The sequence below is a fragment of the Mesorhizobium sp. NFR06 genome (assembly GCF_900115245.1).
Taxonomy (GTDB): Bacteria; Pseudomonadota; Alphaproteobacteria; order Rhizobiales; family Rhizobiaceae; genus Mesorhizobium.
This window is the reverse complement of record NZ_FOVT01000008.1, coordinates 59,032-86,014: the sequence shown is the minus strand read 5'-3', so window position 1 is coordinate 86,014 and position 26,983 is coordinate 59,032. Positions and strand designations below refer to the sequence as shown.

Annotated in this window: 24 protein-coding genes; 18 read left to right on the top strand and 6 right to left on the bottom strand. The window is 63.9% G+C overall.

From position 1 onward, the window contains the following. The first annotated feature begins 238 nt into the window (after window positions 1-238). On the top strand, window positions 239-3,022 hold the full coding sequence (locus F3H96_RS16045) for a valine--tRNA ligase (RefSeq protein ID WP_149802700.1): 2,784 nt from the start codon (window positions 239-241) through the stop codon (window positions 3,020-3,022). A gap of 72 nt (window positions 3,023-3,094) precedes the next feature. On the opposite strand, the gene F3H96_RS16040 is transcribed toward F3H96_RS16045, so the two are convergent. Next, the gene (locus F3H96_RS16040) at window positions 3,095-3,301 is read right to left on the bottom strand and encodes a hypothetical protein (RefSeq protein ID WP_149802699.1); all 207 of its coding nucleotides are present in this window, start codon (window positions 3,299-3,301) and stop codon (window positions 3,095-3,097) included. Window positions 3,302-3,381: 80 nt separating this feature from the next. On the opposite strand from F3H96_RS16040, the gene F3H96_RS16035 reads away from it, so the two are divergent. From F3H96_RS16035 to F3H96_RS16025, 3 genes are all read left to right on the top strand, one after another. Beyond that, complete coding sequence (locus tag F3H96_RS16035; protein WP_149802698.1) at window positions 3,382-4,638, top strand: OmpP1/FadL family transporter; 1,257 nt, start codon at window positions 3,382-3,384, stop codon at window positions 4,636-4,638. Window positions 4,639-4,928: 290 nt separating this feature from the next. Then, window positions 4,929-6,653 (top strand): dihydroxy-acid dehydratase, encoded by a 1,725-nt coding sequence (gene ilvD, locus F3H96_RS16030; protein ID WP_149802697.1) that lies wholly within the window; start codon window positions 4,929-4,931, stop codon window positions 6,651-6,653. Beyond that, the gene (locus F3H96_RS16025; protein WP_149802696.1) at window positions 6,640-7,467 is read left to right on the top strand and encodes a tetratricopeptide repeat protein; all 828 of its coding nucleotides are present in this window, start codon (window positions 6,640-6,642) and stop codon (window positions 7,465-7,467) included. The genes ilvD and F3H96_RS16025 overlap by 14 nt, the downstream gene beginning before the upstream one ends. A gap of 161 nt (window positions 7,468-7,628) precedes the next feature. On the opposite strand, the gene F3H96_RS16020 is transcribed toward F3H96_RS16025, so the two are convergent. The 3 genes from F3H96_RS16020 to erpA form a co-directional block, all read right to left on the bottom strand. Further along, a complete protein-coding gene (locus tag F3H96_RS16020; protein ID WP_149802695.1) occupies window positions 7,629-7,919 on the bottom strand; it encodes a hypothetical protein in 291 nt (96 codons plus the stop codon). Window positions 7,920-7,994: 75 nt separating this feature from the next. Then, entirely contained in the window at window positions 7,995-8,789 is a 795-nt protein-coding gene (gene xth, locus F3H96_RS16015; protein ID WP_149802694.1) for an exodeoxyribonuclease III, read from the bottom strand. Between the two features lie 151 nt (window positions 8,790-8,940). Beyond that, on the bottom strand, window positions 8,941-9,288 hold the full coding sequence (gene erpA, locus F3H96_RS16010; RefSeq protein ID WP_149802693.1) for an iron-sulfur cluster insertion protein ErpA: 348 nt from the start codon (window positions 9,286-9,288) through the stop codon (window positions 8,941-8,943). A 70-nt stretch (window positions 9,289-9,358) separates the two neighbouring features. On the opposite strand from erpA, the gene F3H96_RS16005 reads away from it, so the two are divergent. The 13 genes from F3H96_RS16005 (at window position 9,359) to F3H96_RS15945 (ending at window position 25,399) form a co-directional block, all read left to right on the top strand. Further along, complete coding sequence (locus F3H96_RS16005; RefSeq protein ID WP_149802692.1) at window positions 9,359-10,588, top strand: deoxyguanosinetriphosphate triphosphohydrolase; 1,230 nt, start codon at window positions 9,359-9,361, stop codon at window positions 10,586-10,588. Window positions 10,589-10,648: 60 nt separating this feature from the next. Further along, window positions 10,649-12,406, top strand: coding sequence for an arginine--tRNA ligase (argS, locus tag F3H96_RS16000; protein ID WP_149802691.1), 1,758 nt, complete (start codon window positions 10,649-10,651; stop codon window positions 12,404-12,406). A 103-nt stretch (window positions 12,407-12,509) separates the two neighbouring features. Further along, window positions 12,510-15,935, top strand: coding sequence for an SPOR domain-containing protein (locus F3H96_RS15995; RefSeq protein ID WP_149802690.1), 3,426 nt, complete (start codon window positions 12,510-12,512; stop codon window positions 15,933-15,935). 134 nt (window positions 15,936-16,069) lie between these two features. Then, a complete protein-coding gene (nagZ, locus tag F3H96_RS15990) occupies window positions 16,070-17,089 on the top strand; it encodes a beta-N-acetylhexosaminidase (protein WP_149802689.1) in 1,020 nt (339 codons plus the stop codon). A gap of 63 nt (window positions 17,090-17,152) precedes the next feature. Then, window positions 17,153-17,953: a ScpA family protein gene (locus tag F3H96_RS15985; RefSeq protein WP_149802853.1), complete on the top strand. Its 801-nt coding sequence runs from the start codon at window positions 17,153-17,155 to the stop codon at window positions 17,951-17,953. Next, window positions 17,950-18,705 (top strand): SMC-Scp complex subunit ScpB, encoded by a 756-nt coding sequence (gene scpB / locus F3H96_RS15980; protein WP_149802688.1) that lies wholly within the window; start codon window positions 17,950-17,952, stop codon window positions 18,703-18,705. Before F3H96_RS15985 ends, scpB begins: the two co-directional genes overlap by 4 nt. A 179-nt stretch (window positions 18,706-18,884) precedes the next feature. Continuing rightward, on the top strand, window positions 18,885-19,106 hold the full coding sequence (locus F3H96_RS15975) for a twin-arginine translocase TatA/TatE family subunit (protein ID WP_010909892.1): 222 nt from the start codon (window positions 18,885-18,887) through the stop codon (window positions 19,104-19,106). A gap of 29 nt (window positions 19,107-19,135) precedes the next feature. Further along, on the top strand, window positions 19,136-19,819 hold the full coding sequence (gene tatB / locus F3H96_RS15970) for a Sec-independent protein translocase protein TatB (protein ID WP_149802687.1): 684 nt from the start codon (window positions 19,136-19,138) through the stop codon (window positions 19,817-19,819). Further along, on the top strand, window positions 19,816-20,679 hold the full coding sequence (gene tatC, locus F3H96_RS15965) for a twin-arginine translocase subunit TatC (protein WP_149802686.1): 864 nt from the start codon (window positions 19,816-19,818) through the stop codon (window positions 20,677-20,679). The genes tatB and tatC overlap by 4 nt, the downstream gene beginning before the upstream one ends. A gap of 141 nt (window positions 20,680-20,820) precedes the next feature. Further along, window positions 20,821-22,125, top strand: a complete 1,305-nt coding sequence (gene serS, locus F3H96_RS15960; protein WP_149802685.1) for a serine--tRNA ligase — start codon at window positions 20,821-20,823, stop codon at window positions 22,123-22,125. A gap of 3 nt (window positions 22,126-22,128) precedes the next feature. Then, window positions 22,129-22,887, top strand: coding sequence for a 5'/3'-nucleotidase SurE (gene surE / locus F3H96_RS15955; RefSeq protein ID WP_149802684.1), 759 nt, complete (start codon window positions 22,129-22,131; stop codon window positions 22,885-22,887). A gap of 13 nt (window positions 22,888-22,900) precedes the next feature. After that, window positions 22,901-23,554 carry a protein-L-isoaspartate(D-aspartate) O-methyltransferase gene (locus F3H96_RS15950; RefSeq protein WP_149802683.1) on the top strand — a complete coding sequence of 218 codons (654 nt, stop codon included), beginning with the start codon at window positions 22,901-22,903 and terminating at the stop codon, window positions 23,552-23,554. Between the two features lie 315 nt (window positions 23,555-23,869). Further along, window positions 23,870-25,399: a peptidoglycan DD-metalloendopeptidase family protein gene (locus tag F3H96_RS15945; RefSeq protein WP_149802682.1), complete on the top strand. Its 1,530-nt coding sequence runs from the start codon at window positions 23,870-23,872 to the stop codon at window positions 25,397-25,399. Between the two features lie 93 nt (window positions 25,400-25,492). On the opposite strand, the gene F3H96_RS15940 is transcribed toward F3H96_RS15945, so the two are convergent. Together F3H96_RS15940 and F3H96_RS30580 are read right to left on the bottom strand one after the other, a co-directional pair. Further along, the gene (locus F3H96_RS15940) at window positions 25,493-26,365 is read right to left on the bottom strand and encodes an ATP-binding protein (RefSeq protein WP_149802681.1); all 873 of its coding nucleotides are present in this window, start codon (window positions 26,363-26,365) and stop codon (window positions 25,493-25,495) included. Beyond that, entirely contained in the window at window positions 26,362-26,721 is a 360-nt protein-coding gene (locus tag F3H96_RS30580; RefSeq protein WP_188131429.1) for a hypothetical protein, read from the bottom strand. Before F3H96_RS30580 ends, F3H96_RS15940 begins: the two co-directional genes overlap by 4 nt. Between F3H96_RS30580 and yajC the strand changes: the two genes are divergently transcribed. After that, entirely contained in the window at window positions 26,630-26,968 is a 339-nt protein-coding gene (yajC, locus tag F3H96_RS15935; RefSeq protein ID WP_149802852.1) for a preprotein translocase subunit YajC, read from the top strand. The two genes, F3H96_RS30580 and yajC, sit on opposite strands and share 92 nt — an antisense overlap. The last annotated feature ends 15 nt before the right edge of the window (window positions 26,969-26,983 follow it).

The window sequence follows — 26,983 nt, the reverse complement described above, 5'->3', positions numbered from 1 at the left end:
GAAACGGATTCAGGCAATGCGCTTTTAAGTCTTTGTTTTGATGCATGTCGTTGTCCTAGAGCCGCTGGGCGGTTCCGGGCGACATGCGTCAGCGGAGCGTGGCGTTGCCCGATCGGCCGGGATTGTCGCCGCCGGCGGCAGTCCTATCTGCAAGCGTGATCGCTGCTCTCGCGGTTGACTCGGCCAAGACCTTCCGATTTACACCGGACGCTTGTTCCCGACAGTTCGGACTTCCTCCATGCTTGAAAAGACCTACGACGCCAAAACCGTCGAGCCGAAGATCGCCAAAATCTGGGAAGAGGCCGACGCCTTCCGGGCCGGCGCCGGCGCGGAGGAGGGGGCCGAAGCCTTCACCATTGTCATCCCACCGCCGAACGTCACCGGTTCGCTGCATATGGGGCATGCGCTCAACAACACGCTGCAAGACATTCTCGTGCGCTTCGAGCGCATGCGCGGCAAGAACGTGCTCTGGCAGCCAGGCATGGATCACGCAGGCATCGCCACGCAGATGGTGGTCGAGCGCCAGCTCATGGAAAAGCAGATCCATCGTCGAGATCTCACACGTGAGCAGTTCATCGAGAAAGTCTGGGAGTGGAAGGCCGAATCCGGCGGCGCGATCTTCAACCAGCTGAAGCGGCTCGGCGCCTCGGCCGACTGGTCGCGCGAACGCTTCACCATGGACGAAGGCCTGTCCAAGGCGGTGCTGGAGGTCTTCGTCACGCTCTACAAGGAAGGCCTGATCTACAAGGACAAGCGCCTTGTGAACTGGGACCCGAAGCTGCTGACCGCCATTTCCGACCTCGAGGTCGAACAGCACGAGGTTAACGGCAATCTCTGGCACTTGCACTATCCGATCGAAGGCGAGGCGTTCGACCCCGCGAATCCGAGGACCTTCGTCACGGTCGCGACGACGCGTCCCGAGACGATGCTGGGCGACACGGCCGTGGCCGTGCATCCGGACGACGAGCGCTTCACCGATCTGGTCGGCCGCAACGTCGTGCTGCCGATCGTCGGCCGCAAGATACCGATCGTCGCCGACGAGTATTCCGATCCGGAAAAGGGGTCGGGCGCGGTCAAGATCACGCCGGCGCACGACTTCAACGACTTCGAGGTCGGCAAGCGCCACAAGCTGCCGGCGATCAACATCCTGACGGCCGAAGCCGCGATAAAGCTGACTGACAATGAGGATTTCCTCGCCGGTCTCGAGGTCACGCCGGAGCGCCAGGCCGTGTGGGACGAGCTTGATGGGCTCGACCGTTTCGTCGCGCGCAAGAAGATCGTCGAGCTGATGGAAGCCGGCGGGTACCTCGACAAGGTCGAGCCGCACCGGCACACCGTGCCGCATGGCGACCGCGGCGGCGTGCCGATCGAGCCGTTCCTGACCGACCAGTGGTACGTGAACGCAGCCGAACTCGCCAAGCCGGCGATCGCCTCGGTGCGCGAGGGCCGCACCAACTTCGTGCCCAAGAACTGGGAAAAGACTTATTTCGACTGGATGGAAAACATCCAGCCCTGGTGCATTTCACGCCAGCTCTGGTGGGGTCACCAGATCCCGGCCTGGTACGGACCGGACGGGCATGTCTTCGTCGAAAAGACCGAGGAAGAGGCGCTCGCTGTCGCTGTCGAATACTATCTGGCGCTGGAAGGGCCGTGGAAGGCCTGGGTCGAGGACAAGCTCGAAAACTTCCAACCGGGCGAGATCCTGACCCGCGACGAGGACGTGCTCGACACCTGGTTCTCGTCCGCGCTGTGGCCGTTCTCGACGCTCGGCTGGCCCGACCAGACGCCCGAGCTGAAGACCTATTACCAGACGGACGTGCTGGTCACCGGTTTCGACATCATCTTTTTCTGGGTCGCCCGCATGATGATGATGGGCCTGCACTTCATGGACGAGGAACCGTTCCACACCGTCTATGTGCATGCGCTGGTGCGCGACAAGAACGGACAGAAGATGTCGAAGTCGAAAGGCAACGTCATCGATCCGCTCGACCTGATCGACGAATATGGCGCCGACGCGCTGCGCTTCACCCTAACCGTGATGGCGGCGCAGGGCCGCGACGTGAAGCTCGACCCGGCGCGCATCGCCGGCTACCGCAATTTCGGCACCAAGCTGTGGAACGCGACGCGTTTTGCCGAGATGAACGAGGTCGCGCGCAACGACGAGTTCTGGCTGAACGACGCCAAGCTGCCGGTCAACCGCTGGATCCTGACGGAATTGACGCGGGCGGCGCGCGCGGTCACCGAAGGCATCACCAGCTACCGGTTCAACGAGGCCGCGGGCGCCGCCTACCGCTTCGTCTGGAACCTGTTCTGCGACTGGTACCTGGAACTCTTGAAGCCGGTGTTCATGGGCACGGACGAGGCCGCCAAGGCCGAGAGCCGGGCCTGCGTCGCCTTCGTTCTGGACGAGATCTACAAGCTTTTGCATCCGATGATGCCGTTCATGACCGAGGAACTGTGGGCCGAGACCGCGGGTGAAGGCAAGGAGCGCTCGTCGCTGCTTTGCCATGCCGCCTGGCCGTCGCCCGACTTCGAGGACGGTGAGGCGGCCGCCGACATCAACTGGCTGGTCGATCTCGTCTCGGGCATCCGCTCGGTGCGCTCGGAGATGAACGTGCCGCCGGCGGCGATCGCGCCGCTTATGGTGATCGGCGCCAACAAGCTGACGCAAGAGCGGCTGGAGCGCCACGCCCAGGCGATCAAGCGGCTGGCGCGGGTTGGCGACATTGCGCTCGTCGACGCGCCGCCCAAGGGCTCGGCCCAGATCGTGGTCAACGAGGCGACGGTGAGCCTGCCTCTCGGCAGCCTGATCGATCTCCAGGCCGAGGCCGCGCGGCTGCAGAAGGAACTGGCCAAGGTGACCGAGGAGATCGCCCGCCTGCACAAGAAGCTTTCGAACGAAAAGTTCGTCGCCAACGCGCCGGAAGAAGTGGTCGAGGCAGAACGCGAGAAACTCGCCGAATATCGCGAGGCGCAGGAGAAGCTTTCCGTGGCTTTGACCAGGGTGCGCGACGCCGGCTGAGTGGCAAGATTCGCCCCCGCGGAAAGCACCTTCCGGTGCGTTAGCTGCCTCGAAAGCAGGCGTGCCGCCACGTTAATTTTGACGTAAACGGAAAGTTTGCGCCCCATTGTTGCCATAATGTAACAATGAGGCCCGCCGAACCAAAAAATGGCTGTTTTTGCCCTGTTTTTTGGTGCTTTCCCCGGATTTTTTCGACCGTTCAACGCCGGCTGGCCCGATTTGCGCGCCGATTGTGGCGCCGATCGCCATGGCAAAAATACGAGCTGTCAAGGTGTACATGTACAGCTCCTGAAAACGTTGTTGCGTCGTTAACCTGAAATGGTTCTAGCTTGACCCACTTGTATTGGGGAGGGATTTCCATGACCAATTTGCGGCTCAAAGCACTGGCGGGGGCAGGCTGCTTTTCGATCGCTCTGATCGGCGCCGCAATGCACCCGGCGCATGCCGGCGGACTGGAGCGCGGCGGCTACGACATCGATCTGCTGTTCGATCCGGCACCGGTCGCGACGGAGGCGGAAGCCACCTATGTGATGCCGGATCGCAAGTACAAGAATGCGAAGGGTCCAGGAGGGGCCGACTTTAGTCCCTTCGGCTTCAGCACCACGGCCGATGGCGCGGAGCCTTATTGGGTACCGCGCATCGGCGTCAAAGCCCAAGTTGTCCAAGGCGTCGACTGTATGGTCGACTATTCGCAGCCGTGGGGCGCGCACATCGCCCCTGGCGCGTCGTGGAATGGCGCGTTTTCGAACGTCGAAACGGACATCAAGAGCAATAACTACGCCGGTACCTGCTCATACAAGTTCGATGCCGGTAAGGGCCAGCTTCGTTTTATTGGCGGCGTGTTCTATCAGGACATTTCAGGCTTCAAGGAAAGCTTGGTGGGTTTCAATCCATTTGGGCCGTCACCGATTGGCCGCGTCGACCTAGAGGCCAGCGGCTGGGGCTGGCGCGCCGGTGTTGCCTACGAAATCCCTGAGATCGCGCTTCGGGCCAGCTTGGTCTACAACTCGCAGGTCAAGCTCGACAACATCTCCGGCTCGCTGACTTTGCCGGACGGCTTGGGAGGGACCGCGTCCACGCCTATTTATGGCTCGACGCAGCATATGCCTGACTCGGTTGAGTTGAAATTGCAGTCGGGCATCGCTCCCGGCTGGCTCGCCTTTGGTTCGATCAAGTGGGTTAACTGGAGCACTCTGCAAAGTGTTCCGATCTGTTCCGAGCAGACCAAAGGTTTGGCTGCGTGTACAACGGTTTCCCCCTTCCCGGTCCGGCTTACCTCTCTTGACCTGATGTATCGCGACGGCTGGACCGTTTCCGGCGGCGTAGGTCACAAGTTCAACGATCAATGGAGTGCCGCTGGTCAGCTTACTTGGGATCGCGGCACTTCGCATGGCTACGGTGTCCAAACCGATACATGGACGCTCGGCGGCGGTGTTGCTTACACGCCTCGACCAAACATCGAGCTACGCTTGGCCGGTGCTATCGGCGTCATGACTAGCGGCCATTCCGGAACGCTTGCCGACGAGAATGGTTATATCGCGGGCGAGGACGCCACTTATGACGTCGGCAACGATCTGATCACCGCGATCTCGGGTGGTCTCAAGATCAAGTTCTAAACTACTGAAAAGTCATCGAAAAGGCCGGGCCACGCCCGGCCTTTTTTGTTGCCCGGCTGCCGGCCCAACCTGGCTCGCCGGCCCGCTGTCGCAAATTCGCCGCGCAAATAGGGCCTGCTACGATTGTGACGTTTTGGCAACAGTTTATGAACAACCCCCGCGCTAAGAGACTTGCTGAGGGAACTGCCTATTTCCCGCCATAAACCCGGAGCACCCGAGATAGGTCTCGGGATGCGTGCCAGGTTGGCCCGGCGATGGGACCGGCCGCGGGGTGTGCGGCAAGGACGAGTATGAACGCCAGGGTAATCTCCAAGGCCAAGCTGCCCAGCCGCCATGTGACCGAAGGTCCGGCCCGTGCGCCGCATCGCTCGTACCTTTATGCCATGGGATTGTCGGCCGCCGAGATCGCGCAGCCTTTGGTCGGCGTCGCCAGCTGCTGGAATGAAGCGGCGCCCTGTAACATCTCGCTGATGCGCCAGGCGCAAGTGGTGAAGAAGGGCGTCGCGGCCGCCAACGGCACGCCACGCGAGTTCTGCACCATCACCGTCACCGACGGCATCGCCATGGGCCATCAAGGCATGAAGTCGTCGCTGGTGTCGCGCGAGGTGATCGCCGATTCGGTCGAGCTCACCATGCGCGGCCATTGCTATGATGCCCTTGTCGGGCTGGCCGGCTGCGACAAGTCGCTGCCCGGCATGATGATGGCGATGGTTCGCCTCAACGTGCCGTCGATCTTCATCTATGGCGGCTCGATCCTGCCCGGCAGCTATCGCGGCCGGCAGATCACCGTGCAGGATGTTTTCGAGGCGGTCGGCCAGCATTCGGTTGGCGCGATCAGCGATGCCGATTTGCTAGAGATCGAGCAGGCGGCGTGTCCGTCGGCCGGCTCCTGCGGCGCCCAGTTCACCGCCAACACCATGGCGACCGTTGCTGAAGCAATTGGTTTGGCGCTGCCCTATTCCTGCGGCGCGCCGGCACCCTACGAAATGCGCGACCGCTTCAATTTCGCCGCCGGCGAGAAGGTCATGGAGCTGATCGCCAAGAACATCCGGCCGCGCGACATCATCACGCGCAAGGCGCTGGAGAACGCGGCGACAGTGGTGTCCGCCACCGGCGGTTCGACCAATGCGGCACTTCACCTGCCGGCGATCGCGCATGAGGCCGGCATCAAGTTCGACCTTTTCGACGTGGCCGCGATCTTCGAGAAGACGCCCTATATCGCCGACCTCAAGCCGGGCGGCAAATATGTCGCCAAGGACATGTTCGAGGCCGGCGGCATTCCGCTGCTGATGAAAACGCTGCTCGACCATGGCTATCTGCATGGCGACTGCATGACAGTCACTGGCCGCACTTTGGCCGAAAATATGGAGCACGTTTCCTGGAATGAAAGCCAGGATGTTGTGCGTCCCGCCAATCGGCCGATCACCAAGACAGGCGGCGTTGTGGGCTTGAAGGGCAACCTTGCCCCCGAAGGCGCGATCGTGAAGGTCGCGGGCATGTCGGAACTGAAATTCTCAGGTCCGGCGCGTTGCTTCGATTCGGAAGAGGAGTGCTTCGAAGCGGTCACGCAGCGCAACTACAGGGAAGGCGAGGTTCTCGTCATCCGCTACGAGGGGCCGCGCGGCGGTCCCGGCATGCGCGAGATGCTGTCGACGACGGCCGCACTCTACGGCCAGGGCATGGGCGGCAAGGTGGCGTTGATCACCGACGGACGCTTCTCCGGCGCCACGCGCGGCTTCTGCATCGGCCATGTCGGGCCGGAGGCGGCGGTCGGCGGGCCGATCGGGCTGATCAAGGATGGCGACGTGATCTCGATCGACGCCGTGAAAGGCACGATCAAAGTGGCTCTGTCCGACGCCGAACTGGCGGCCCGGGCAAAGAATTGGAAGGCGCGCAAGACCGACTATCAGTCGGGCGCGATCTGGAAATATGCGCAGACCGTAGGGTCGGCCCGCGACGGCGCGGTGACCCATCCGGGCGCGGCCAAAGAAACGCACTGCTATGCGGACATCTGAGGTGTTGAGGTCATCTGTCTTTTCGGCACTGGTCGCTCTTGCGACCTTGGGCGCCGCCGGGCAGGCCATGGCCTTCGACGACAAGGTGTTCGACGACAAGACCGGCGTGAAGCCGCAGTCGAGCCCGTGGGCGGTGTTCCAATTCGGTTTTTCGGCTTACAAGAGCGGTCATAAGGACCAGGCGGTCGAGGCCTATAAATACGCCGCCGAGAACGGCCAGATCGGCGCCACCTGGAAGCTCGCGCGCATGTATGCCGAAGGCGACGGCGTGACGCGCGACGACTATGCCGCCTTCAAGTTTTTTTCGGAGATCGTCGACCAGGATGTCGAGCCGGGCTCGCCGGAAGAAAGCTATGTGTCGGACGCCTTGGTGGCGCTCGGCGATTATCTGCGCAAGGGCATTCCCGGCACGCCGGTCGAGGAGAACGACGTCGCGGCGCAGGAATATTACATGCGCGCCGCCGCCAACTACCGCAATCCGAACGCCCAGTTCGAGATCGGCCGGATGTTCCTCAAGGGCGAGGGCGGCGTGAAGGCCAGCGTCAAGCAGGCCGGCCGCTGGCTGCAGCTGGCGGCCGAGAAAGGCCATGCCGGCGCGCAGGCGACGCTCGGCAACCTGCTGTTCCAGAGCGGCAAGGTCGTGCGCGGCCTGGCGATGATGACGGCGGCGCTGGAGCGGGCTCCGCCCGCCGACCAGCCCTGGATCCGCAACATGCAGGAAGAGGCTTTCGCCGCCGCCGGCGAGGCCGATCGCCGTACCGCGATCTCGCTCGCCGACGATATCCTGACCAAGGGCAATAACGGCGATCAGTAAGCGCCGGACAATCTCCCCGCTCGAGGGGGAGATGGCCGCGAAACGGCCGGAGGGGTCGTTTCGCGTGAAGCGCCAGCCCGGTTCAAGGATGCGGCAGCTGAAGTGACCCCCTCTGTCGCCTTCGGCGACATCTCCCCCTCAAGGAGGAGATCAGCAGCGCCTCACTTCTCGGTCGGCTCCGTCGGCGCCGGGCCGGGCGTCGGGGACATCGACGTCGGATGCGGTTTTGGCGCGTTTCCCGGACAGTCGTCCTTGATCCTGGTCCAGGACGTGTTGTTGAGAACCATGTCGCAGCGGGCGAGATGGCTCTCGCCGGCCAGCGTCAGGCATGCCGTTTCGCCGACATTGAAGGACTTGCCGTTGGCAAGACAGGTTGGTGCGGCGAGCACCGCCGTTGGCGCGGCAAGCGCCAAAGCAAGGCCGACCGGCAAGACAAGAAATCGGATCGCCATTCAACCCCCACAGCATCCATATCAAAGACGGGATTTGTGGCGATATCTGGGTCCAGTGTAGAAGCGCGAAACTTCTCAGGCCGGCTGCAGGCTGAGATCGATCGCGACCGGCACGTGGTCGGAAGGCTTTTCCCAGGCGCGGACGTGCTTTTCCACCGACGCCGACGAGAAACGGTCGGCGGCTTCCGGCGAGAGCAAGAGGTGGTCGATGCGGATGCCGTTGTTCTTCTGCCAGGCGCCGGCCTGATAATCCCAGAAGGTGTACACGCCGGCCGCGTCGGTGACGGCGCGCACCGCTTCGGTGAAGCCGAGATTCTTCAGCCGGCGGAGGGCCTGCCTCGTCTGCGGCTGGAACAGCGCGTCACGGACCCAGTTCTCGGGAAAGCGGGCGTCGACGGGCTCCGGAATGACATTGTAGTCGCCGGCCAACACCAGCGCCTCTTCCAGGCGCAGCCGGTCTTCCGCCCACCGCTCCAGCCTGTCCATCCAGGCCAGCTTGTAGGAAAACTTCCGCTCATCGTCGATCGGATTGCCGTTCGGCAAATAGAGCGAAGCGACGCGCAAGGCGCCCTTGTCGGTCGAAAAGACGCCTTCGATGAAGCGGGCATGATCATCCGCGTCGTCGCCGGGCAGGCCGCGGTTGACCTCGTCGAAAGGAAGCTTCGACAGGATGGCGACGCCGTTGAAGCTCTTCTGGCCGTTGGTCTCGACATTATAGCCCAGCGCCTCGACCTCGGCGCGCGGGAACTGGTCGTCGACCGTCTTGATCTCCTGCAGGCACACGATTTCCGGCGCGCTCTCGGTCAGCCAATGAGTAAGGTTGCCGATGCGGGCGCGAACGCCGTTGATGTTCCAGGTGACGATCTTCATGCAGGCCTCGATGCTGTTCGGACAAAAGGCGTTCGACGAAGCCGATCGTATTGCCTGCGCCGGCCTTTAGAAAGGTCGTCCGTCCGCATTCCTGCCATGGCACATGCGGCGGGGCGTTTGCGCCGTTGCAAGCCCGGGAAGTTTCAGCCGGTCAGATGGAGAAGCTGGTGCCGCAGCCGCAGGAAGCGACCGCGTTCGGGTTCCTGATCTGGAAGGACTGGCCCATCAGGTCGTCGACGAAGTCGATCACCGAGCCGCCCATATAGACCAAAGACAGGTCATCGATCAGGATAGTCGCGCCGTCCTTCTCGATGGCGACGTCGTCATCGTTGCGGTCGCCAACGAGGTCGAATTTGTAGGAAAAGCCAGAGCAGCCGCCGCCTTCGACCGAGACGCGCAGCGCCGTCTTGCCCGGTTCGCCGGCAACAATCCTGGCGATCCGCTTTGCCGCGGCGTCGGTCATATCGACCTTCATGGCAGTCTTTGCATCCGCGCCCATCGGCGTCACCTTGCTTTCGGTTTCACATGATAGGTATGAAGCAGGCGGGGCCAAGTCAACTGGTGGGTCAATGGACGAGCGGCACGGCAAGGATGCTCTCGGCGACATCGGGTTCGGCGATCGGCCCCGCGCCGTCTATGCCTGCGACCCGGCGCGCTCTCGCGGTCGCCTGTTCGATGAGGCCGAAAGCCCGACCCGAACACCGTTCCAGCGCGACCGCGACCGCATCATCCATTCCACCGCCTTTCGCCGGCTGAAGCATAAAACTCAGGTGTTCGTCGCGCATGAGGGCGATCACTACCGCACGCGGCTGACACATTCGATCGAGGTTGCCCAGATCGCGCGCGCGCTGGCGCGGGCAGTGCGCGGTGACGAGGATCTCGCCGAGGCCGTGGCCCTTGTCCATGATTTTGGCCACACGCCGTTTGGCCATACCGGCGAGGACGCGCTCAACGAAAAAATGGCCGCCTGGGGCGGCTTCGATCACAACGCGCAGTCGCTGCGCGTGGTCACGCGGCTCGAGCGGCGCTATGCCGAATTCGACGGGCTGAATCTCACCTGGGAAACGCTGGAAGGGCTGGTCAAGCACAATGGTCCGCTGACCGACGCCAGCGGCAAGGGGCTCAAGGGTCCGGTGCCGCAAGCGATCCGCGACTATTCGGAGCTGCATGACCTCGAGCTCGACCGCTTCGCCGGCATCGAGGCGCAATGCGCCGCGATCGCCGACGACATCGCCTACAACACCCATGACATCGACGACGGCCTGCGCGCCGGCCTGCTGACGCTGGACATGCTGGGCGAGGTCGGCCTGCCGGGTTCGATCCTGCAGGGCGTGCGCGCCCGCTATCCCCAGCTCGACGACGTCCGCACCGGTCACGAGCTGCTGCGCCGGCAGATCACCTTGATGGTCGAGGACGTCATCGCATCGACCGCCGCCAATATCGCGCGCCTCAAGCCGGACAGCGCCGATGCGGTGCGGACGGCGGGCGAAACCCTGGTCACCTTTTCAGCGGGCATGGCTGCGGCCGAAAAAGAATTGAAGGCTTTTCTTTACAAGCATCTTTACCGCCACCCCGAGGTGATGCGGGTGCGAGCCGACGCCGAGCGCATTGTTCGTGAGCTGTTCGACGTTTATTTCGCCGATCCGCGCGCCATGCCCGACGGCTGGCGCGAAGGGCTCGACAGGGCCGCGGATCGCATCAAGGCGCGCAGCGTCGCCGACTTCCTGGCCGGCATGACCGACACCTACGCGCTGAAGGAACATCGGCGTCTGTTTGACCATACGCCCGATTTGAGCTAGGGCGGGCCTCGATTTTGCCGGCCATGCGGCCGGTCGCCTCTTAAGCCCAGAGCATTTCCAATGAATATCTTCGCCGATTTCAACGCGCGGATCATAAAGGCCGTCGAAGCCCTCGACCTGAAGGACAAGGATGGCGCCTCACCGGATCTGGCGCGCGTCACCGTCGAACCGCCGCGCGACGCCAGCCACGGTGACCTCGCCACCAATGCGGCAATGATGCTGGCCAAGCCCACCGGGCAGAACCCGCGCGCGCTTGCCGAGAAGCTGGCCGAAGCGTTGCGCGCCGATGCCGACATCGCTTCGGCCGACGTCGCCGGGCCGGGCTTTGTCAATCTCAGGCTCAAGGACGCATTCTGGCACAGGCATCTGGCAGCAATCATCGGCGAGGGGCGCGACTATGGCCGCTCGGCGATCGGCGGCCGCCGCAAGGCCAATGTCGAATATGTCTCGGCGAATCCAACCGGTCCGCTCCATGTCGGCCATTGCCGCGGCGCGGTGGTCGGCGACGCGCTGGCAAACTTGATGGCCTTCGCCGGCTACGACGTGACCAAGGAATATGTCATCAACGACGCGGGCGGTCAGATCGACGTGCTTGGCCGCTCGGTCTTGTTGCGTTACCGCGAAGCGCTTGGCGACGACATCGGCGAGATCCCGTCCGGCTATTATCCGGGCGATTATCTGATCCCGGTCGGTCAGGCGCTGGCCAAGGAATTCGGCCGCGGCCTGCTGCAGATGCCGGATGAGGAGGCGCTGGCGATCGTCAAGGATCGCGCCATCGATGCGATGATGGCGATGATCCGCGAGGATCTGGCGCTGCTCAACGTGCATCACGACGTGTTCTTCTCCGAGCGCACGCTGCATGCCGACAATGCGAAGAAGATCCGCGCGGCGATCGCCGACCTGACGCTGAAGGGTCACATCTACAAGGGCAAGCTGCCGCCGCCGAAGGGCGAGAAGCCGGACGACTGGGAAGACCGCGAGCAGACGCTGTTCCGCTCGACGGCGGTCGGCGACGACATGGACCGGGCGCTGGTAAAGTCCGACGGCACCTTCACCTATTTCGCCGCTGACGTTGCCTACCTGAAGGACAAGGTCGAGCGCGGCTTCGTCGACCTGATCTATGTGCTGGGCGCCGACCATGGCGGCTATGTGAAACGGCTCGAGGCGCTGGCGCGCGCGGTTGCCGGCGATACGGTCAAGCTCACGGTTCTGCTGTGCCAGCTGGTGAAGCTGTTTCGCGATGGCGAGCCTGTGCGCATGGGCAAACGGGCCGGCAATTTCGTCACATTGCGAGACGTGATCGAAGAGGTCGGCCGCGATGCGGTTCGGTTCATGATGCTTTACCGCAAGAACGACGCGCCGCTCGATTTCGACTTCGCCAAGGTCACCGAGCAGTCGAAAGACAATCCGGTGTTCTACGTCCAATATGCTTCGGCGCGCTGCCATTCGGTTTTCCGGCAGGCGAGCGAGCAGCTTGGCGAGGCGAATTTCGATCGCAACCGGCTCAAGGCCTCCGTCGCGGCGCTGACCGACGAAGGTGAAATCGCGCTGATCCGGAAGCTGGCTGAATACCCGCGGCTGATCGAATCCGCGGCGCTTTCGCTGGAGCCGCACCGGCTCGCATTCTACCTCTACGACCTGGCTTCCGGCTTCCACGCGCAATGGAATCGCGGCAACGATAACCAGGACTTACGTTTTGTTAAGGTTAACGACCGAGAATCAACTTATGCCAGACTAGGGCTGGTGCAGGCTGTTTCGGATGTTTTGACCTCCGGCCTGACGCTGATCGGGGCAGACGCGCCGATCGAAATGCGTTAGGTTTAACTAAAACACCTGTCACCTTTTGCCCACATTGCGCTGGTAAGGGCCAACCCTGCGCGACGTCCATGGCGTCCGACTTTGTGCGAGTTCGGGAACAATAATGGCAGACAGAACCCCGCTGAAAGTAGCCGGCCATAGCGACATCGCCGATGATGATCCGTTCGCGGAACTGACCCGGATCATGGGCTTCGACCCTCGCCAGCCCGTAAGGCAGCCGACCCCTGCGGTCGAGAAGGGCACGCCGGCCGATCAGGCCGCGGAGGAGAATGACTTCGACATCGACCTCGAGAAGGAGTTGATGGGCGATTTCGATTCCGCCGAGGAGAGCGCGCCGGTCCCTCAGCAGGCTATCGTGCACCAGATCAGCAAAGAGCCGACCTTCGAGGCCGCCGGCGTCGCCGCGAATGACGACGAGCTTACAGCGTCCTTCGAACAGGATTTCGTGTTCGACGATGCGGCGGATCACGCCGATTTCGCCGTGGCTCGCGCACCGGAGCCGGATTTCGCTCCCGCGCCGCAACCGTCGCCAGAGCCGGAATTCGCCTCTGAGCCGGAAGTCGCTTTCGACGACGATTTCGACAAGGCGATCGCCAGTTCGCTCGATGTCTCGGCGCCCGAAGACGATCTTGCGATCGATCAGGAAATGGCGGCTTCGCTGGACCAGGATTTCCAGCTCGACGACGACGAGCCAGCCGACCTTGAATATCGCGAACCGGCTGCCGCCCGCCAGGACGCCGTCGAGGCTGTGCAGGCGGCGAGCGAAGAGGCGTTCGACGCCGATTTCGACAATGCGGTCCAGATGTCGCTCGAAGACGAGCTGTCGTTCGAGACCCACAAGCCGGAGCAGCATGCGCAGGCCGTCGAGCCGGTCGAAGCTTACGCGACCGATCCGATGATTTCCGAAGATGATTTTGCCGGTCATGCCGACCAGGCGGCGACCGATGCCGATATGGATATCGGCGAGGACATGGATCACGGCAAGGACCAGGATTTTCATGAGCCGGAGCTGTCGCTCGAAGACGAGCGGGCACCGATGGTCGAGGCGCCTGTGGAGACGGCGCACTTTGCCGCCGAGCCCGAGTTCGTCGCGCCCGAATATGCCGCCGCGCTTTCGCTTGAGGATGATTTCGAACTGAGCTTCCGCGATGCGCTGAACGAGGAGCCGCAAGCTCCGGCCGTCGAGCCCGCCGCCGCGTCGCAGCCCACCGTGGCCGAGCCGGCTCCCGTCGTCGCTGCTCCGGTGCCGCCGGTCGCCGCCGTCGAGCCGGTCAAGCCGGCCGCCAGCGAGCGCAGCCTCGAAGACGAGCTCAATGCGCTGCTCGGCGCCATGACCGCGCGGCCGATGCCGACCGTCAAGGAGCCCGTCCCGGCGCCACGGCTGGTTGCGCAATCTGACAGCTACCCAAGCGAGAAGCCCGCGGCCGACGATCTCGACTGGGACCTCGACGAGAACCAGGTCGCGCAGAACGGCCAGGACATTCAGCCGATCGAGAGCGGCCTGGACGGCCTGCTCGCCGGCGAACTCGATCATCAGGATTTTGCCGTCTCGCCCAAGACTGAGTCTTCCCGGACTGAGTCAGGCAAGACTGTGTCCGCCAAGACTGAGTCCGGCATTGAATTCGACGACGACGCTTTCGGAGCCGCTTTCGCCAAGAGCATCGAGGCCGAGCAAGCGGCCGCTAGGGCGAAGTCTGAGGCAAGTTCGTCCGATTGGCTGCATTCGCAGTCTACGGGACCGGCCAAGTCGTGGAGCCGTTCGACCCCGACCTCCGCTCCCGCGGTGCAAGCTTCCTTTGCCGCACAGCCGGCGCCCTCGGCGCCCGCGCAGATGGCCGCGCCTGCCTATCGCAGCGAACCGGCAATCGATCATTCCGCCTATGCCAAGCCGGCGCAGACCACTCCGCCGGAGCCCCGCCAGCAGGACGACATGCCGGATGTCGAGACGGTCGACGTGCCGGAGCGCGTGGTCGCGCTCGCGGACGACCTAGACATTCCGGAGCTCAGCTTCGAGGAGGATCAGCCGTCGGCGGCCGCCTACGACGATCTCGATGCGGAATTCGCCACCCTGCTCACCGACATGAACGCGACCGAGATCGCGTCGGCGCCGGTGCAGAACCGGGGCTATGACGACGAATCCTACAGGGGCGGCTTCAACGGCTACGACCGCCGCGACTTGCGCGCCGAGGCGCCGGCCGCTCCGGTCGCCCCGGCTTCGTTTGCCGCCGCGAACGGTTACGACGCCGACGACCTGCCTGGCAGCCGGCCGGTTTCGCAGGCGGACGCTTTCGCCACCGATGAGCTCGATTACGATCCCGAGCTCGAAGAGGCGATGGCGATCCCAGGGCTTGCCGAGCGCGAGGCGGCGCAGCCACGCCGGCGCGGAACGACGATGGCGGCACTGGTCGGCGCAGTGGTGGTTCTCGGCGGCCTTGGCGCCCTGGCCTTCTCCTTCGGCGGCAAGGGCGGCAGCGAGGCTCCGGTGATCGTCAAGGCCGACAATTCGCCGATCAAGGTGAAGCCCGAAAATCCGGGCGGCACGGTGGTGCCCAACCAGGACAACAAGGTTTATGACGCGGTCGCCAAGGGCGGCGGCGCAACCAAGCCCACCGAGCCTGTGCAACAGAAGCTGGTGAACACGACCGAGCAGCCCGTGGACCTGGCATCGAAGGAACCGCAGCAGAGCCGCGTGGTCGATCTTTCGCCCGGCAACACCGACGCCGCAGCCGGCGCCGATACCGCCGACAATCCAGGCTCAGCGTTGCCTGGCGTCGCGCAAGCGGCTGCGCCCGAAAGCGCTCAGCCAGCCGCGCCGGCAAGCGCGCAGCCGGCAGCATCGGCGCCGAAGTCGGAAGACCGCATTGCCCAGGTGCTGCAGCAGGATGCCGACAACGGGGCCAACAACGACGTCGTCGCCGTCGCGCCGCGCAAGGTGAAGACCATGATGGTGAAGCCTGACGGCTCGCTGGTGCCGCGCGAGGATCCGGCCCCGGTCGCGCCGAAGGTCGCGGCGGCCGAGCCGAGCGATCCGGCGCCGCAGCATGTCGCGCCGACCTCCGACGGCCAGCAGACGGGAACCCTGGCTTCCGACGCCGACCAGGCCGATGCCGCGACCGTCAAGCCGGTGAAGCCCGCAAAGAAGACAGAAGCCAAGGCGCAGTCGGCGGACACGCCGGCAACGGTGCCGGTGGCGCCGGCGCGCCCGTCCGACCAGCCGGTCGACATCGTCGGCGAGGTCAAGCCGGACCAGGTCGCCTCGATCGATCCGGCAGCGGCCGCCGGCAGCGGCTCATGGTCGATGCAGATCGCCTCGCAGCCGACGGTAGAAAGCGCGCAGTCGACCTATCAGGATCTACAGCGCCGCTACGCCAGCGTGCTTTCGGGCCGTACCGCCAGCATCGTCAAGGCGGAAGTCGCGGGCAAGGGCACGTTCTACCGTGTTCGCGTTCCGGCGAAGTCGCGCAACGACGCCATCGCGCTCTGCACCAGCTACAAGGCGGCCGGGGGCAACTGCTTCGTCTCGCGCTGATCGATCCAGACTTCGAAAAGCCGGCGCCGCCGCAGGGCCGCGCCGGCTTTTCGTTGTGGACCGTCGATGGGCTTGCGGGCGTCTGGGGCCGGGGGTGATTCCCTTTGCTCGGCCAAAGCCTTAAGCTCGCCTGCATGAGCGAATCAAAATCCATGATCCTCGGCTGCGCCGGGAAGTCCCTCACCGATGACGAAATCCGCTTCTACCGCGACGAACGTCCATGGGGCTTCATCCTGTTCGCGCGCAACATCGGCGAGGCCAGGCAGATCCGCGACCTGGTCGCCTCTATGCGCGACTGTGTCGGCCGCCCGGACGCCCCGGTCTTCATCGACCAGGAAGGCGGCCGGGTGCAGCGCCTGCGTCCGCCTCTGGCGCCCAACTATCCGGCCGGCGGCGCGCTAGGCGCCCTGTGGCGCGATGATCGTGAAGCCGGCCGCCGCGCTGCCTGGCTTCTGGCGCGGCTGCATGCCTTCGATCTCTCCCGCCTGGGCATCACGGCCGACTGCCTGCCGGTGCTCGACGTTCCGGTCGAGGGCGCCAGCGACGTCATCGGCGCGCGCGCCTATGGCAAGGAGCCCAATGCCGTTATCGAGCTCGGCCTGGCTTCGGCCAAGGGCCTGATATCCGGCGGCGTGTTGCCTGTGATGAAGCACATCCCCGGCCACGGCCGCGCCTTTGCCGACACGCATTTCGCGCTGCCGACCGTCGATACGCCGCTCGACGAATTGCGCCGGCATGATTTCGCCCCGTTCAAGGCGCTCAACGAGCTGCCGATGGCGATGACCGCGCATGTCGTCTACAGCGCCGTCGATCCCGACAATCCGGCGACGACGTCCGCCGAGGTCGTCAATCAGGTGATCCGCGGCGAGATCGGCTTCGATGGCCTGCTGATGAGCGACGACACCTCGATGAAGGCACTTTCTGGGGATTTCCCGACAAAGGCGGCCTCGATCCTTGCGGCCGGCTGCGATCTCGTCCTTCACTGCAACGGCGTTTTCGAGGAGATGTCCGGGATCGCGTCGCGCACGAGGGCACTGTCCGGCAAGTCCTTGCAACGCGCGGAACGGGCGCTGACCTATATAAAGGGCCGCGACATCGCCGACGAAGCCGCGATACGCGCCGAATTTGCCACCTATTTCGAAGCGGTGGCCTGAACCAAAGGGGATAAAAGGCAGGTGGCGGAGACATTGGAAAGCAAGGCCCCGAAGGCCGCACCGATGGACCGTCTGTGGGCCGAAGACGACGATTCACGCCTGACCGGCGACCCGTCGCTGGTCGTCGACGTGGCGGGGTTCGAAGGTCCGCTCGATCTCTTGCTGCATCTCGCCCGCAACCAGAAGGTCGATCTGGCTCGCATTTCCATCCTGGCGCTCGCGGAACAGTATCTGGCCTTCGTCGAAAAGGTGCGGGTACTCAGACTGGAGCTTGCCGCCGACTATCTGGTGATGGCGGCTTGGCTCGCCTTCCTCAAGTCGAAGCTGCTGATCCCGAAACAGCCAGGTGAAGAAGGCGAAAGCGGCGAGGAACTGGCGGCGGTGCTGCAGTTCCGGCTGAAGCGGCTGGAAGCCATGCGCGACGCCGCGGCGCGGCTGGTCAACCGCAACCGTCTCGGCCGCGATGTCTTCGCGCGCGGCATGCCGGAAATGGTCATCATCGAGAAGCGCAACAGCTTTTCAGCTTCGCTCTACGATCTGCTTACCGCCTACGCGCAGCAGCGCCAGCGGCAGGCGATCAACAATGTGACGATCGCCCGGCGCGCCGTGTGGTCGCTCAAGGACGCGCGCGAGGTGCTGGCACGGCTGATCGGCTCGGTCAGCGACTGGACGACGCTCGACAGTTTCCTGATCGAATATCTGGCGGCGCCGGAAGAGAAGCGCACGGCGATGGCCAGTTCCTTCGCGGCGACGCTCGAAATGGTGCGCGAGGGCAAATTGGAAGTGCGGCAGGATCAGGTGTTCGCGCCGATCTATCTGCGCAGCCGCGCGCAAGATGTCAGGGCAGTCGAGGTGGTATCATGAGCGAACGCGCCAACGCTTCGGTCATCCCGTTCAAGGTCGAGAACGAGCCGGAAGACGAGATGGCCGAGCAGGGCTCAATCGAGAACCCCGCCGAGCGGCTGCAATTGTCGGAGGCCGTGCGGATGGCCGAGGCGATCGTTTTCGCCAGCGCCGAGCCGGTGAGCGAAAGGCAGCTTGCAGCGCGCCTGCCGGAAGGCGTCAACATTGCCGCCGCCATGGCGGACCTGCAGGAAATCTATGCCAGGCGCGGCGTCAACCTGGTGCGGGTCGGCGATGCCTGGGCCTTCCGCACCGCGGGCGACCTGGCTTTCCTGATGAGCCGGGACTCCGTCCAGCAACGAAAGCTCTCTCGCGCCGCGCTAGAGGTGCTGGCAATCATTGCCTATCACCAGCCGGTAACGCGCGCCGAGATCGAGGACATCAGAGGCGTCGAGACCTCGAAGGGCACGCTGGATACGCTGCTGGAGACCGAATGGGTACGGATGCGTGGTCGCCGCCGCACGCCCGGCCGCCCGGTGACCTATGGCACTACGGATGCCTTCCTCGATCATTTCGCGCTGGAAGAGATCCGCGATCTGCCCGGCATGGAAGAGCTTAAGGGCGCTGGGCTGCTGTCGACGCGCATGCCGGCCAATTTCTCGATGCCGGTGCCGCCCGCCGATCCGGACACGCTGACCGAGGATGAGGACGCGCTGACCGATATCGACCTCGAGGAGCTCGGGCTGCTGACGCCGCGCGTCACCGACGAGTGACCATCAAATCGCCGCGAATGGTCTATTAGCAAAGGCTGCGCGGATTGGTAGCAAGCCGCTCACGCCGAAAGTGCGTGACATCCGCGAGCCATTTTATCAACTTCGTGGCGGTTGTGTTTGAATCCCCGAGCGAAAGCGCATAGATCATCGCCAGGGAAAACATTCGAGAGAGATTGGCAATGGGTTCATTTTCGATTTGGCACTGGATGATCGTGCTGGTCATCGTGCTACTGGTGTTCGGCCGCGGCAAGATCCCCGAACTGATGGGCGACATGGCAAAAGGCATCAAGAGCTTCAAGAAAGGCATGGCTGACGACGACGTCGCGGACGACAAGCGCACCGTCGAACACCGCGCCGACGAGACTGTTTCGGCCGTGAAGGAAAAAGCCAGCAAGAGCTGAGCCAAGCGCTGTCGCCGGAATAGATTGCCATGTTCGAAGTCGGTTGGAGCGAACTGCTGGTGATCGCGGTCGTCATGATCGTGGTCGTCGGGCCCAAGGATTTGCCCAACATGTTGCGCACCTTCGGCCGTACCGCGGCCAAATTGCGCGCCATGGCCGGCGACTTCCAGAAGCAGTTCAACGATGCGTTGAAGGAGGCCGAACTCGACGACGTCAAGAGCTCGATCGATAGCCTTCGCGGCCTCAATCCGATGAACGAAGTGCGCAAGCAGCTCAATCCGTTCGAGCAGGCCGCGGCCGATGTGCGGGCCGGCGTCGATACGATGATGAAGCCCAAACCGGCCGCCGATGCGGCGACGCCGGCAGCATCGGATCCGCAGGCCGCCGAGCCGCTCAAGAATGGCGCGACGGACATGCCTGGCGGCAACAACGGGACCGAGGCTGCCCCGGTCACGCCGATCTTTCCAGCGATGACCGACGCCTCCGTCACCGGAGCGGTGTCGGGACCCGTCGCGCCGGCCCAGCCGGCGAAGAGGGCGACGGCAGCCAAGGCGAAGGCCTCCGGGTCGGCGAAAACAAATTCGGCCAAAGCCCCGACGGCAAAAGCGCCGGCCAAGAATATGATCTCCAAGGCTGCGGCAAAGCCCTCAGCGAAGAAGCCGGCCGCCAAGAAGACAACCGAAACCAAGAAGTCGGCGGGAGCCGCCAAGTGAGCGTTTCGGATAAGGAAAAGGAAGAGATCGAGAAATCGTCGGCGCCGCTGATCGAACATCTCATCGAACTGCGCCGCCGTCTGATCTGGTCGCTGGGCGGCTTCTTCGTCGCCTTTCTCGTCTGCTTCTTCTTCGCCAAGCGCCTGTTCAACCTTCTGGTCGTTCCCTTCAAATGGGCGACGCAGTGGGCGGGGCTCGACCCGCACAAGGTCGAGCTGATCTACACCGCGCCGCAGGAATTCTTCTTCACGCAGGTGAAGCTCGCCATGTTCGGCGGCATGGTGATCGCGTTTCCGCTGATCGCCACGCAGATCTACAAGTTCATCGCGCCGGGGCTCTACAAGAACGAGCGCAGCGCCTTCCTGCCGTTCCTGATCGCGTCGCCCATCCTGTTCCTGATGGGCGCCTCGCTGGTCTATTTCTTCTTCACCCCGATGGTGATGTGGTTCTTCCTGGCTATGCAGCAGACCGGCACCAACGACCAGGTGCAGATCTCGCTCCTGCCGAAGGTGTCGGAATATCTCAGCCTGATCATGACGCTGATCTTCTCCTTCGGCCTGGTGTTCCAGCTGCCGGTGGTGACCAGCCTTCTGACGCGTGTCGGCCTCCTGTCGTCGCAGGCGCTGGCCGAGAAGCGCAAATGGGCGATCGTGCTGTCCTTCGTCGTCGCCGCGGTGCTGACGCCGCCCGATCCAATGAGCCAGTGCGGCCTCGCCATCCCGACCATCATTCTCTACGAGGTCGCAATCTGGTCGTCGCGCATGATCGAGCGCGCTCAGGCGCGCGACCGCCTGGCGCGCGAGCGGGCGGAGGCGGGGAGTTCGGCCGCGGGCAACACGCCGGACGCCTCGTCCACCTAGAGCACCGCTCTACCTCTTTATTCTGACGCAATTCCTGACGGAAAACCGTGTCCGCACTTTTCCTGCAATTGCTCTAACCCGCCGTCTTGCATCGATGGCGGATGCGGTTTACGCCGTCGACCCTTACTTTGAGGATCGGCCATGCTTGATATCAAATGGATTCGCGACAACCCGAAGGCCCTTGTCGAGGCGCTGGTGAAGCGCTCCTGGTCGGCGGACGAGGCGCAATCGACGGTCGACGATCTGGTCGCCAAGGACGAGGTGCGGCGGTCGCATCTCAGCGAATTGCAGGTCAAGCAGGAGCGCCGCAACGCCGCCTCGAAGGAGATCGGCAATGCGATGCGTTCCGGCGATGCCGCTCTCGCCGAAAAGCTCAAGGCCGAGGTCGGCGACATCAAGGCGTTCATCCAGAACGGCGAGGCGCGCGAGCGCGAGCTCGACAAGGCGCTGAATGACGCGCTTGCCGTCCTGCCCAACGTGCCGCTGGAGGACGTGCCGGTCGGCAAGGACGAGCATGACAATGTCGTCAAGCGCATCGTCGGCGAGGTGCCGACGCGCCCGAACTGGGTGAAGGAACATTTCGAGATCGGCGAAGCGCTCGGCATGATGGATTTCGAGCGGGCGGCGAAACTGTCCGGCTCGCGTTTCACGGTGCTGAAGAGCCAGCTGGCGCGCATGGAGCGCGCGCTCGGCCAGTTCATGATCGATCTGCACACCATCGAGCACGGCTATGAGGAGATCATCCCGCCGCTGATGGTGCGCGACGAAGTGCTTTTCGGCACCAACCAGTTGCCGAAATTCGAGCAGGACCTGTTCTTCACGTCGCATGGCGACGGGCGCCTAGGCTTGATCCCCACCGCGGAAGTGCCGCTGACCAACCTCGTGCGCGAGGAGATCACGGCGCATGAGAAGCTGCCGCTGCGCTACACCGCGCTGACGCCGTGCTTCCGCTCGGAAGCGGGCTCGGCCGGTCGCGACACGCGCGGCATGCTGCGCCAGCACCAGTTCTACAAGGTCGAGCTGGTGTCGATCACCGACCAGGAAAGCTCGCTCGCCGAGCACGAGCGCATGACGCAATGCGCCGAGGAGGTCCTGAAGCGGCTCGGCCTGCCATTCCGTACCGTGACGCTCTGCACCGGCGACATGGGTTTCGGCGCGCGCAAGACCTATGACATCGAGGTCTGGTTGCCGGGCCAGAACGCCTATCGCGAGATCTCGTCCTGCTCGGTCTGCGGCGATTTCCAGGCCAGGCGCATGGATGCGCGCTACAAGGACAAGGACGGCAAGGGCAACCGCTTCGTCCACACGCTCAACGGCTCGGGCACCGCGGTCGGCCGCGCTCTTATAGCCGTCATCGAAAACTACCAGAATGAGGATGGCAGCGTAACCATTCCTGAAGTGCTGCGGCCCTACATGGGTGGTGTCGCGAAGATCGGTCCGAAGTAAACCATGCGCATTCTCCTGACCAATGATGACGGCATCCATGCCGAGGGACTGGAGTCGCTCGAACGCATCGCGCGCACGCTTTCGGATGACGTCTGGGTGGTCGCGCCGGAGCAGGATCAGTCCGGCTACGCGCATTCGCTGTCGATCTCGGAGCCGCTCCGGCTGCGCAAGATCGGCGAGAAGCACTATGCGGTGCGCGGCACGCCGACCGACTGCGTCATCATGGGCACGAAGAAAATCCTGCCGGGGCCGCCGGATCTCATTCTGTCCGGCGTCAATTCCGGTGCCAACATCGCCGACGACGTGACCTATTCGGGTACCGTGGCGGGCGCCATGGAAGGCGCGCTGCTCGGCGTGCGCTCGATCGCGGTGAGCCAGGCCTATTCCTATGTCGGCGAGGATCGCGTCGTCCCTTACGAGACGACCGAGGCGCTGGCGCCGGCGCTGCTCAAGCGATTGGTGGAAACGCCGCTGCCGGAAGGCATTCTGCTCAACGTCAATTTCCCGAACTGTACATCCGACGAAGTGGAGGGCACCGTCGTCACGTCGCAGGGCAAGCTGGTGCACAGCCTGTGGGTCGACGAACGGCGCGACGGGCGCGGCTTGCCTTACTACTGGCTGCGCTTCGGCCGCGAGCCGGTCGAAGGCAAGAAAGGCACGGACCTCTACGCGCTGCGCAACCGGCTGGTTTCGGTGACGCCGCTGCAACTCGACCTGACCGCCCACGAACTCCGCGACCAATTGACCAAGGCGCTGTCATGACTAGGGTTTTGGCATGAGCATGGCCATCGACGACCGCGAAGGTTTCGCCGCTTTCCTGCTGCGGCTGCGGGGCAGGGGCACAGCGCCGAAGGCGCTGGTCGCTGCCTTCGAGGCGACACCGCGGCGCGGTTTCCTGTCGGCCCAGTTCCACGCCATCGCCTGGTCGGACGGCATGCTGCCGATCGAATGCGGCGAAGCGATCGAAGGCGCGGATCTGCAGGCGGCGGTGATCGCCGCGCTCAACATCGAACCGGGCAATCGCGTGCTCGAGATCGGCACCGGTTCGGGTTACACGGCTGCGGTGATGTCGCGGCTTGCGGCGCGTATCATCACCATCGACCGCTACAAGACCCTGACCGAACAGGCCAAGCAGCGCTTCGAGGCGCTCGCCATCAGCAACGTCATCGCCCGCCAGGCCGACGGCTCCAACGGCCTGCCCAATGAAGGGCCGTTCGACCGCATCGTCGGCTGGGCGGCCTTCGACAGCCTGCCGCGCTTCCTGCTCGACCAATTGTCGAGCGGCGGTGTCGTCATCGCGCCGATCGGCCCGGAGGAGGGGGAGCAGGTCCTGGCCAAGCTCACCAAGGTCGGCAGCCGCTTCGAGCGCGAAGACATCGGCATAGTCAGGCTGCAGCCGATCCTGCGCAGCGTCGCGGCGGTTATCTAGCCCTACCTCAACCGTTCCAGCGGAAATTCAGGCGCAAGCCGACCAGATCGACGTCCTGGGCGGATGCGATCCGCGCTGAACGGGAAGGGCGGGCCGACGGTCGTGAACGACGCCTGGTCGGCGGCCTTGAGAGCCGGGCGCAATTCGCCGCAAAGCCGACTTGCCCGCCCCAGCCTCACCCGAATTTCGACGGCGCCAAAATTTTCTCCAATGTTTTAAGAAAATTTTCGTCGGATTCTAATGGGTTAACCGGCCAGTAACATTAACGCGCTTTAATCATGACCAGTTTGTACCGGGTCTGTGCGGGTTAGTGCGATGCAATTCAATCACTTGAAGGCAAACAGACGCAATCTGGCGCGCGGTTGCGCGGTGCTCATGATTGCCGGCGCGGCGGCCGGGTGCAGTTCCCAGTCGATGCGTTTCAATGGTGTCGACGATGTCTTCACATCGTCCACCAACAATCAGCGCGCCATCATCAACAAGCAGAATGTCGACCAGCCCTATCCGGGCGACACGGTCGCGCCGGCGCCGGTCGACGGCACTCATACCCAGTCGGTGAGCCGCTCCAGCCTCGAGCCGGTCACGGCGCAGCAACTGCCGCCGCCCTCGCAGCCAGCCACCGCACCGGCCAGACCGATGCGCACAGCGTCGGCCCCGGCCCTTGCTCCAGCTCCGGCGCTCGCCCCGGCGCCGCATGTCGACCGCACGACCACCAGCACGGTAGCGCCGGCCAAGCCGTTCAAGACCGCCGAGCCCGATGCCGTGCGCAGTGCAAGTGCTGCCCCGCACGCGACCGAAATCGTGGTCAGGGAAGGCGAGACGCTTTCCGGCCTGGCGCAGCATTACCACGTGCCTGCCGATGCCATCGCCAAGGTCAACGGGATCGATCCGAAGAAGGGCATCCGCAGCGGCCAGAAGATCGTCATCCCGGCCTATGCCTATTCGAGCAAGACGGAACCGAAAGTCGCCGAAGGCAAGCCGGTGAACACTCCGAAGCAGCCTGCCGGCGCGCCGGAGAAGGTCGCGGTGCTGCCGCAGCAGCCGAAGGTCAAGGACGGCAAGCCGGCGGCCCAGGTCGACGCGTCCGCCGCAGACAGCGGCTCGAAGAACCCCAAGCCCGCGCCGCAGGTGGCCACGGCCGGTGCCGGAGGCACCTATACCGTCCAGCAGGGCGACTCGTTGTCGTCGATCGCCAGGAAGACCGGTGTCAGCGTCGTGGCGCTGAAGCAGGCCAATGGCATGCAGGCTGGCCTGCTCAAGATCGGCCAGACGCTCAAGGTCCCGACCGGCGGCACCGTCGCTGTCGCCTCGGCCAAGCCTGCGGACGCAAAGCCCGCCGTCGACCCGGTGACGACGGCGACGACGCAGCCGCCGACGAAGACCACGCCGTCGCAGACGCTCGCCTCCTACACGCCGCCGAAGAAGGACGCCAAGGTCATCCAGCAGGCCGAGGACGAGGATGCGGTGGCGCCCGACGCGACCGGTATCGGCAAGATGCGCTGGCCGGTGCGCGGCCGCGTGATCTCCGGCTTTGGTTCCGGCAAGGATGGCGTCGACATCGCGGTGCCGGAAGGAACGCCGATCAAGGCGGCCGAGAACGGCGTCGTCATCTATGCGGGCGACGGCCTCAAAGAGTTCGGCAACACCGTGCTGGTGCGCCACGAGAACGGCCTGGTAACCGTTTATGGCCACGCCAGCTCGATCGAGGTGCAGCGCGGCCAGAAGGTCAAGCGCGGCCAGGAAATCGCGCTTTCCGGCATGAGCGGCACGACCGACTCGCCGAAGCTGCATTTCGAAGTGCGCAAGAATTCGGCCCCGGTCGATCCGGCCGGCTTTCTCGAATAGAATAAGAACCTTTGCGGGCCGCCTGACCTCCAGTCCGGCCCGCCGTCTTCAGCCCGCTCCGCCAGGAGCGGGCTTTTTCAGTTGTTTTGCCGGTCAGTCCTTCAGCGGCTTGCCGAGGCGGCCGGCGAGGTCCTGCGTGAACTGCCAGGCGACGCGGCCGGATCGGCTGCCGCGCGTCGTTGCCCATTCCAGCGCCTCGGCGCGAAGCTGGTCTGGGTCGATCGCCAGGCCGTGATAGCGGACATAGCCGTCGATCATGTCGAGATATTCGTCCTGCGAGCATTTGTGGAAGCCGAGCCAGAGGCCGAAACGGTCGGAAAGCGAGACCTTTTCCTCGACCGCTTCCGACGGGTTGATAGCGGTAGAGCGCTCATTGTCGATCATGTCGCGCGGCAGGAGATGACGGCGGTTGGACGTGGCGTAGAAAATGACGTTGGCGGGCCGACCCTCGACGCCGCCTTCGAGCGCCGCCTTGAGCGACTTGTAGGAGGTGTCGTCGTGGTCGAAGGAGAGATCGTCGCAAAACAGGATGACGCGGTAGGAGGCCGCCTTCAAAACACCCATCAGTTTGGGCAGGGTGTCGATGTCCTCACGGTGGATCTCGATCAGCTTCAGGGGCCGGTCGAGCTTGTCCGAGGCGTTGACGGTGGCATGCACGGCCTTGACCAGGGACGATTTTCCCATCCCGCGCGCGCCCCACAGGAGCACGTTGTTGGCCGCATGGCCCGACGCGAAGCGCTCGGTGTTGTCGAGCAGGATGTCGCGCACCCGGTCGACGCCGCGGATCAGGCCGATGTCGACGCGGTTGACCTTGCGCACAGGTTCCAGAAAGCCGGGATCGGCCTGCCAGACGAAGCAGTCGGCCACGCCGAGATCGGTCTCCGGAACCGGCGGCGGGGCGAGGCGAGAGACCGCCTCGATCAGGCGATCCAGTTTGTTGTTCAAGGCTTCCAGGCTGTCGGTCATTTTGGGTCTTTTTGTTGAGGTATTTCAGGATGCGGAGCAGCTCCCATGACATCGCTGCAAGAACCAGCCCCAAGCTTTTGTTGGAGCATCATCTTTTCGGTGGGCTCGCAGCCGCTTCCGCTGCGACGCTCTAGCACGCCGCAAACGGCTGGAAAAGCAACGGATTTGGCGGGTCGCGCAGTTGCATTGGCAACGTTACCGACTATATTCCGGCCAAATTTCGCGGGGCCGCCCAGGCGGTATTTCATATCCAGGAGTTTCTCGATGTTCGTTACACCGGCATACGCCCAAGGCATCGGCGCCTCGCCAGACATGTTCATCAGCATTTTGCCGTTTGTCCTGATTTTCGTGATCATGTATTTTCTGATCATCCGGCCGCAGCGCGCGCAGCTGAAGAAGCGTCAGGAAATGCTGTCGGCGGTGCGCCGCGGCGATACGGTGGTGACCGGCGGCGGCTTCGTCGGCAAGGTGACCAAGGTGATCGACGACAATGAGCTGGAGATCGATCTTGGCGGCGGAACCAAGGTGACCGCGCTGCGCTCGACGATCTCGGATGTGCGGGTCAAGGGCGAGCCGGTGGCGAACCAGAACGCCAAGAAGTAGGCGAAATTCAAGCGG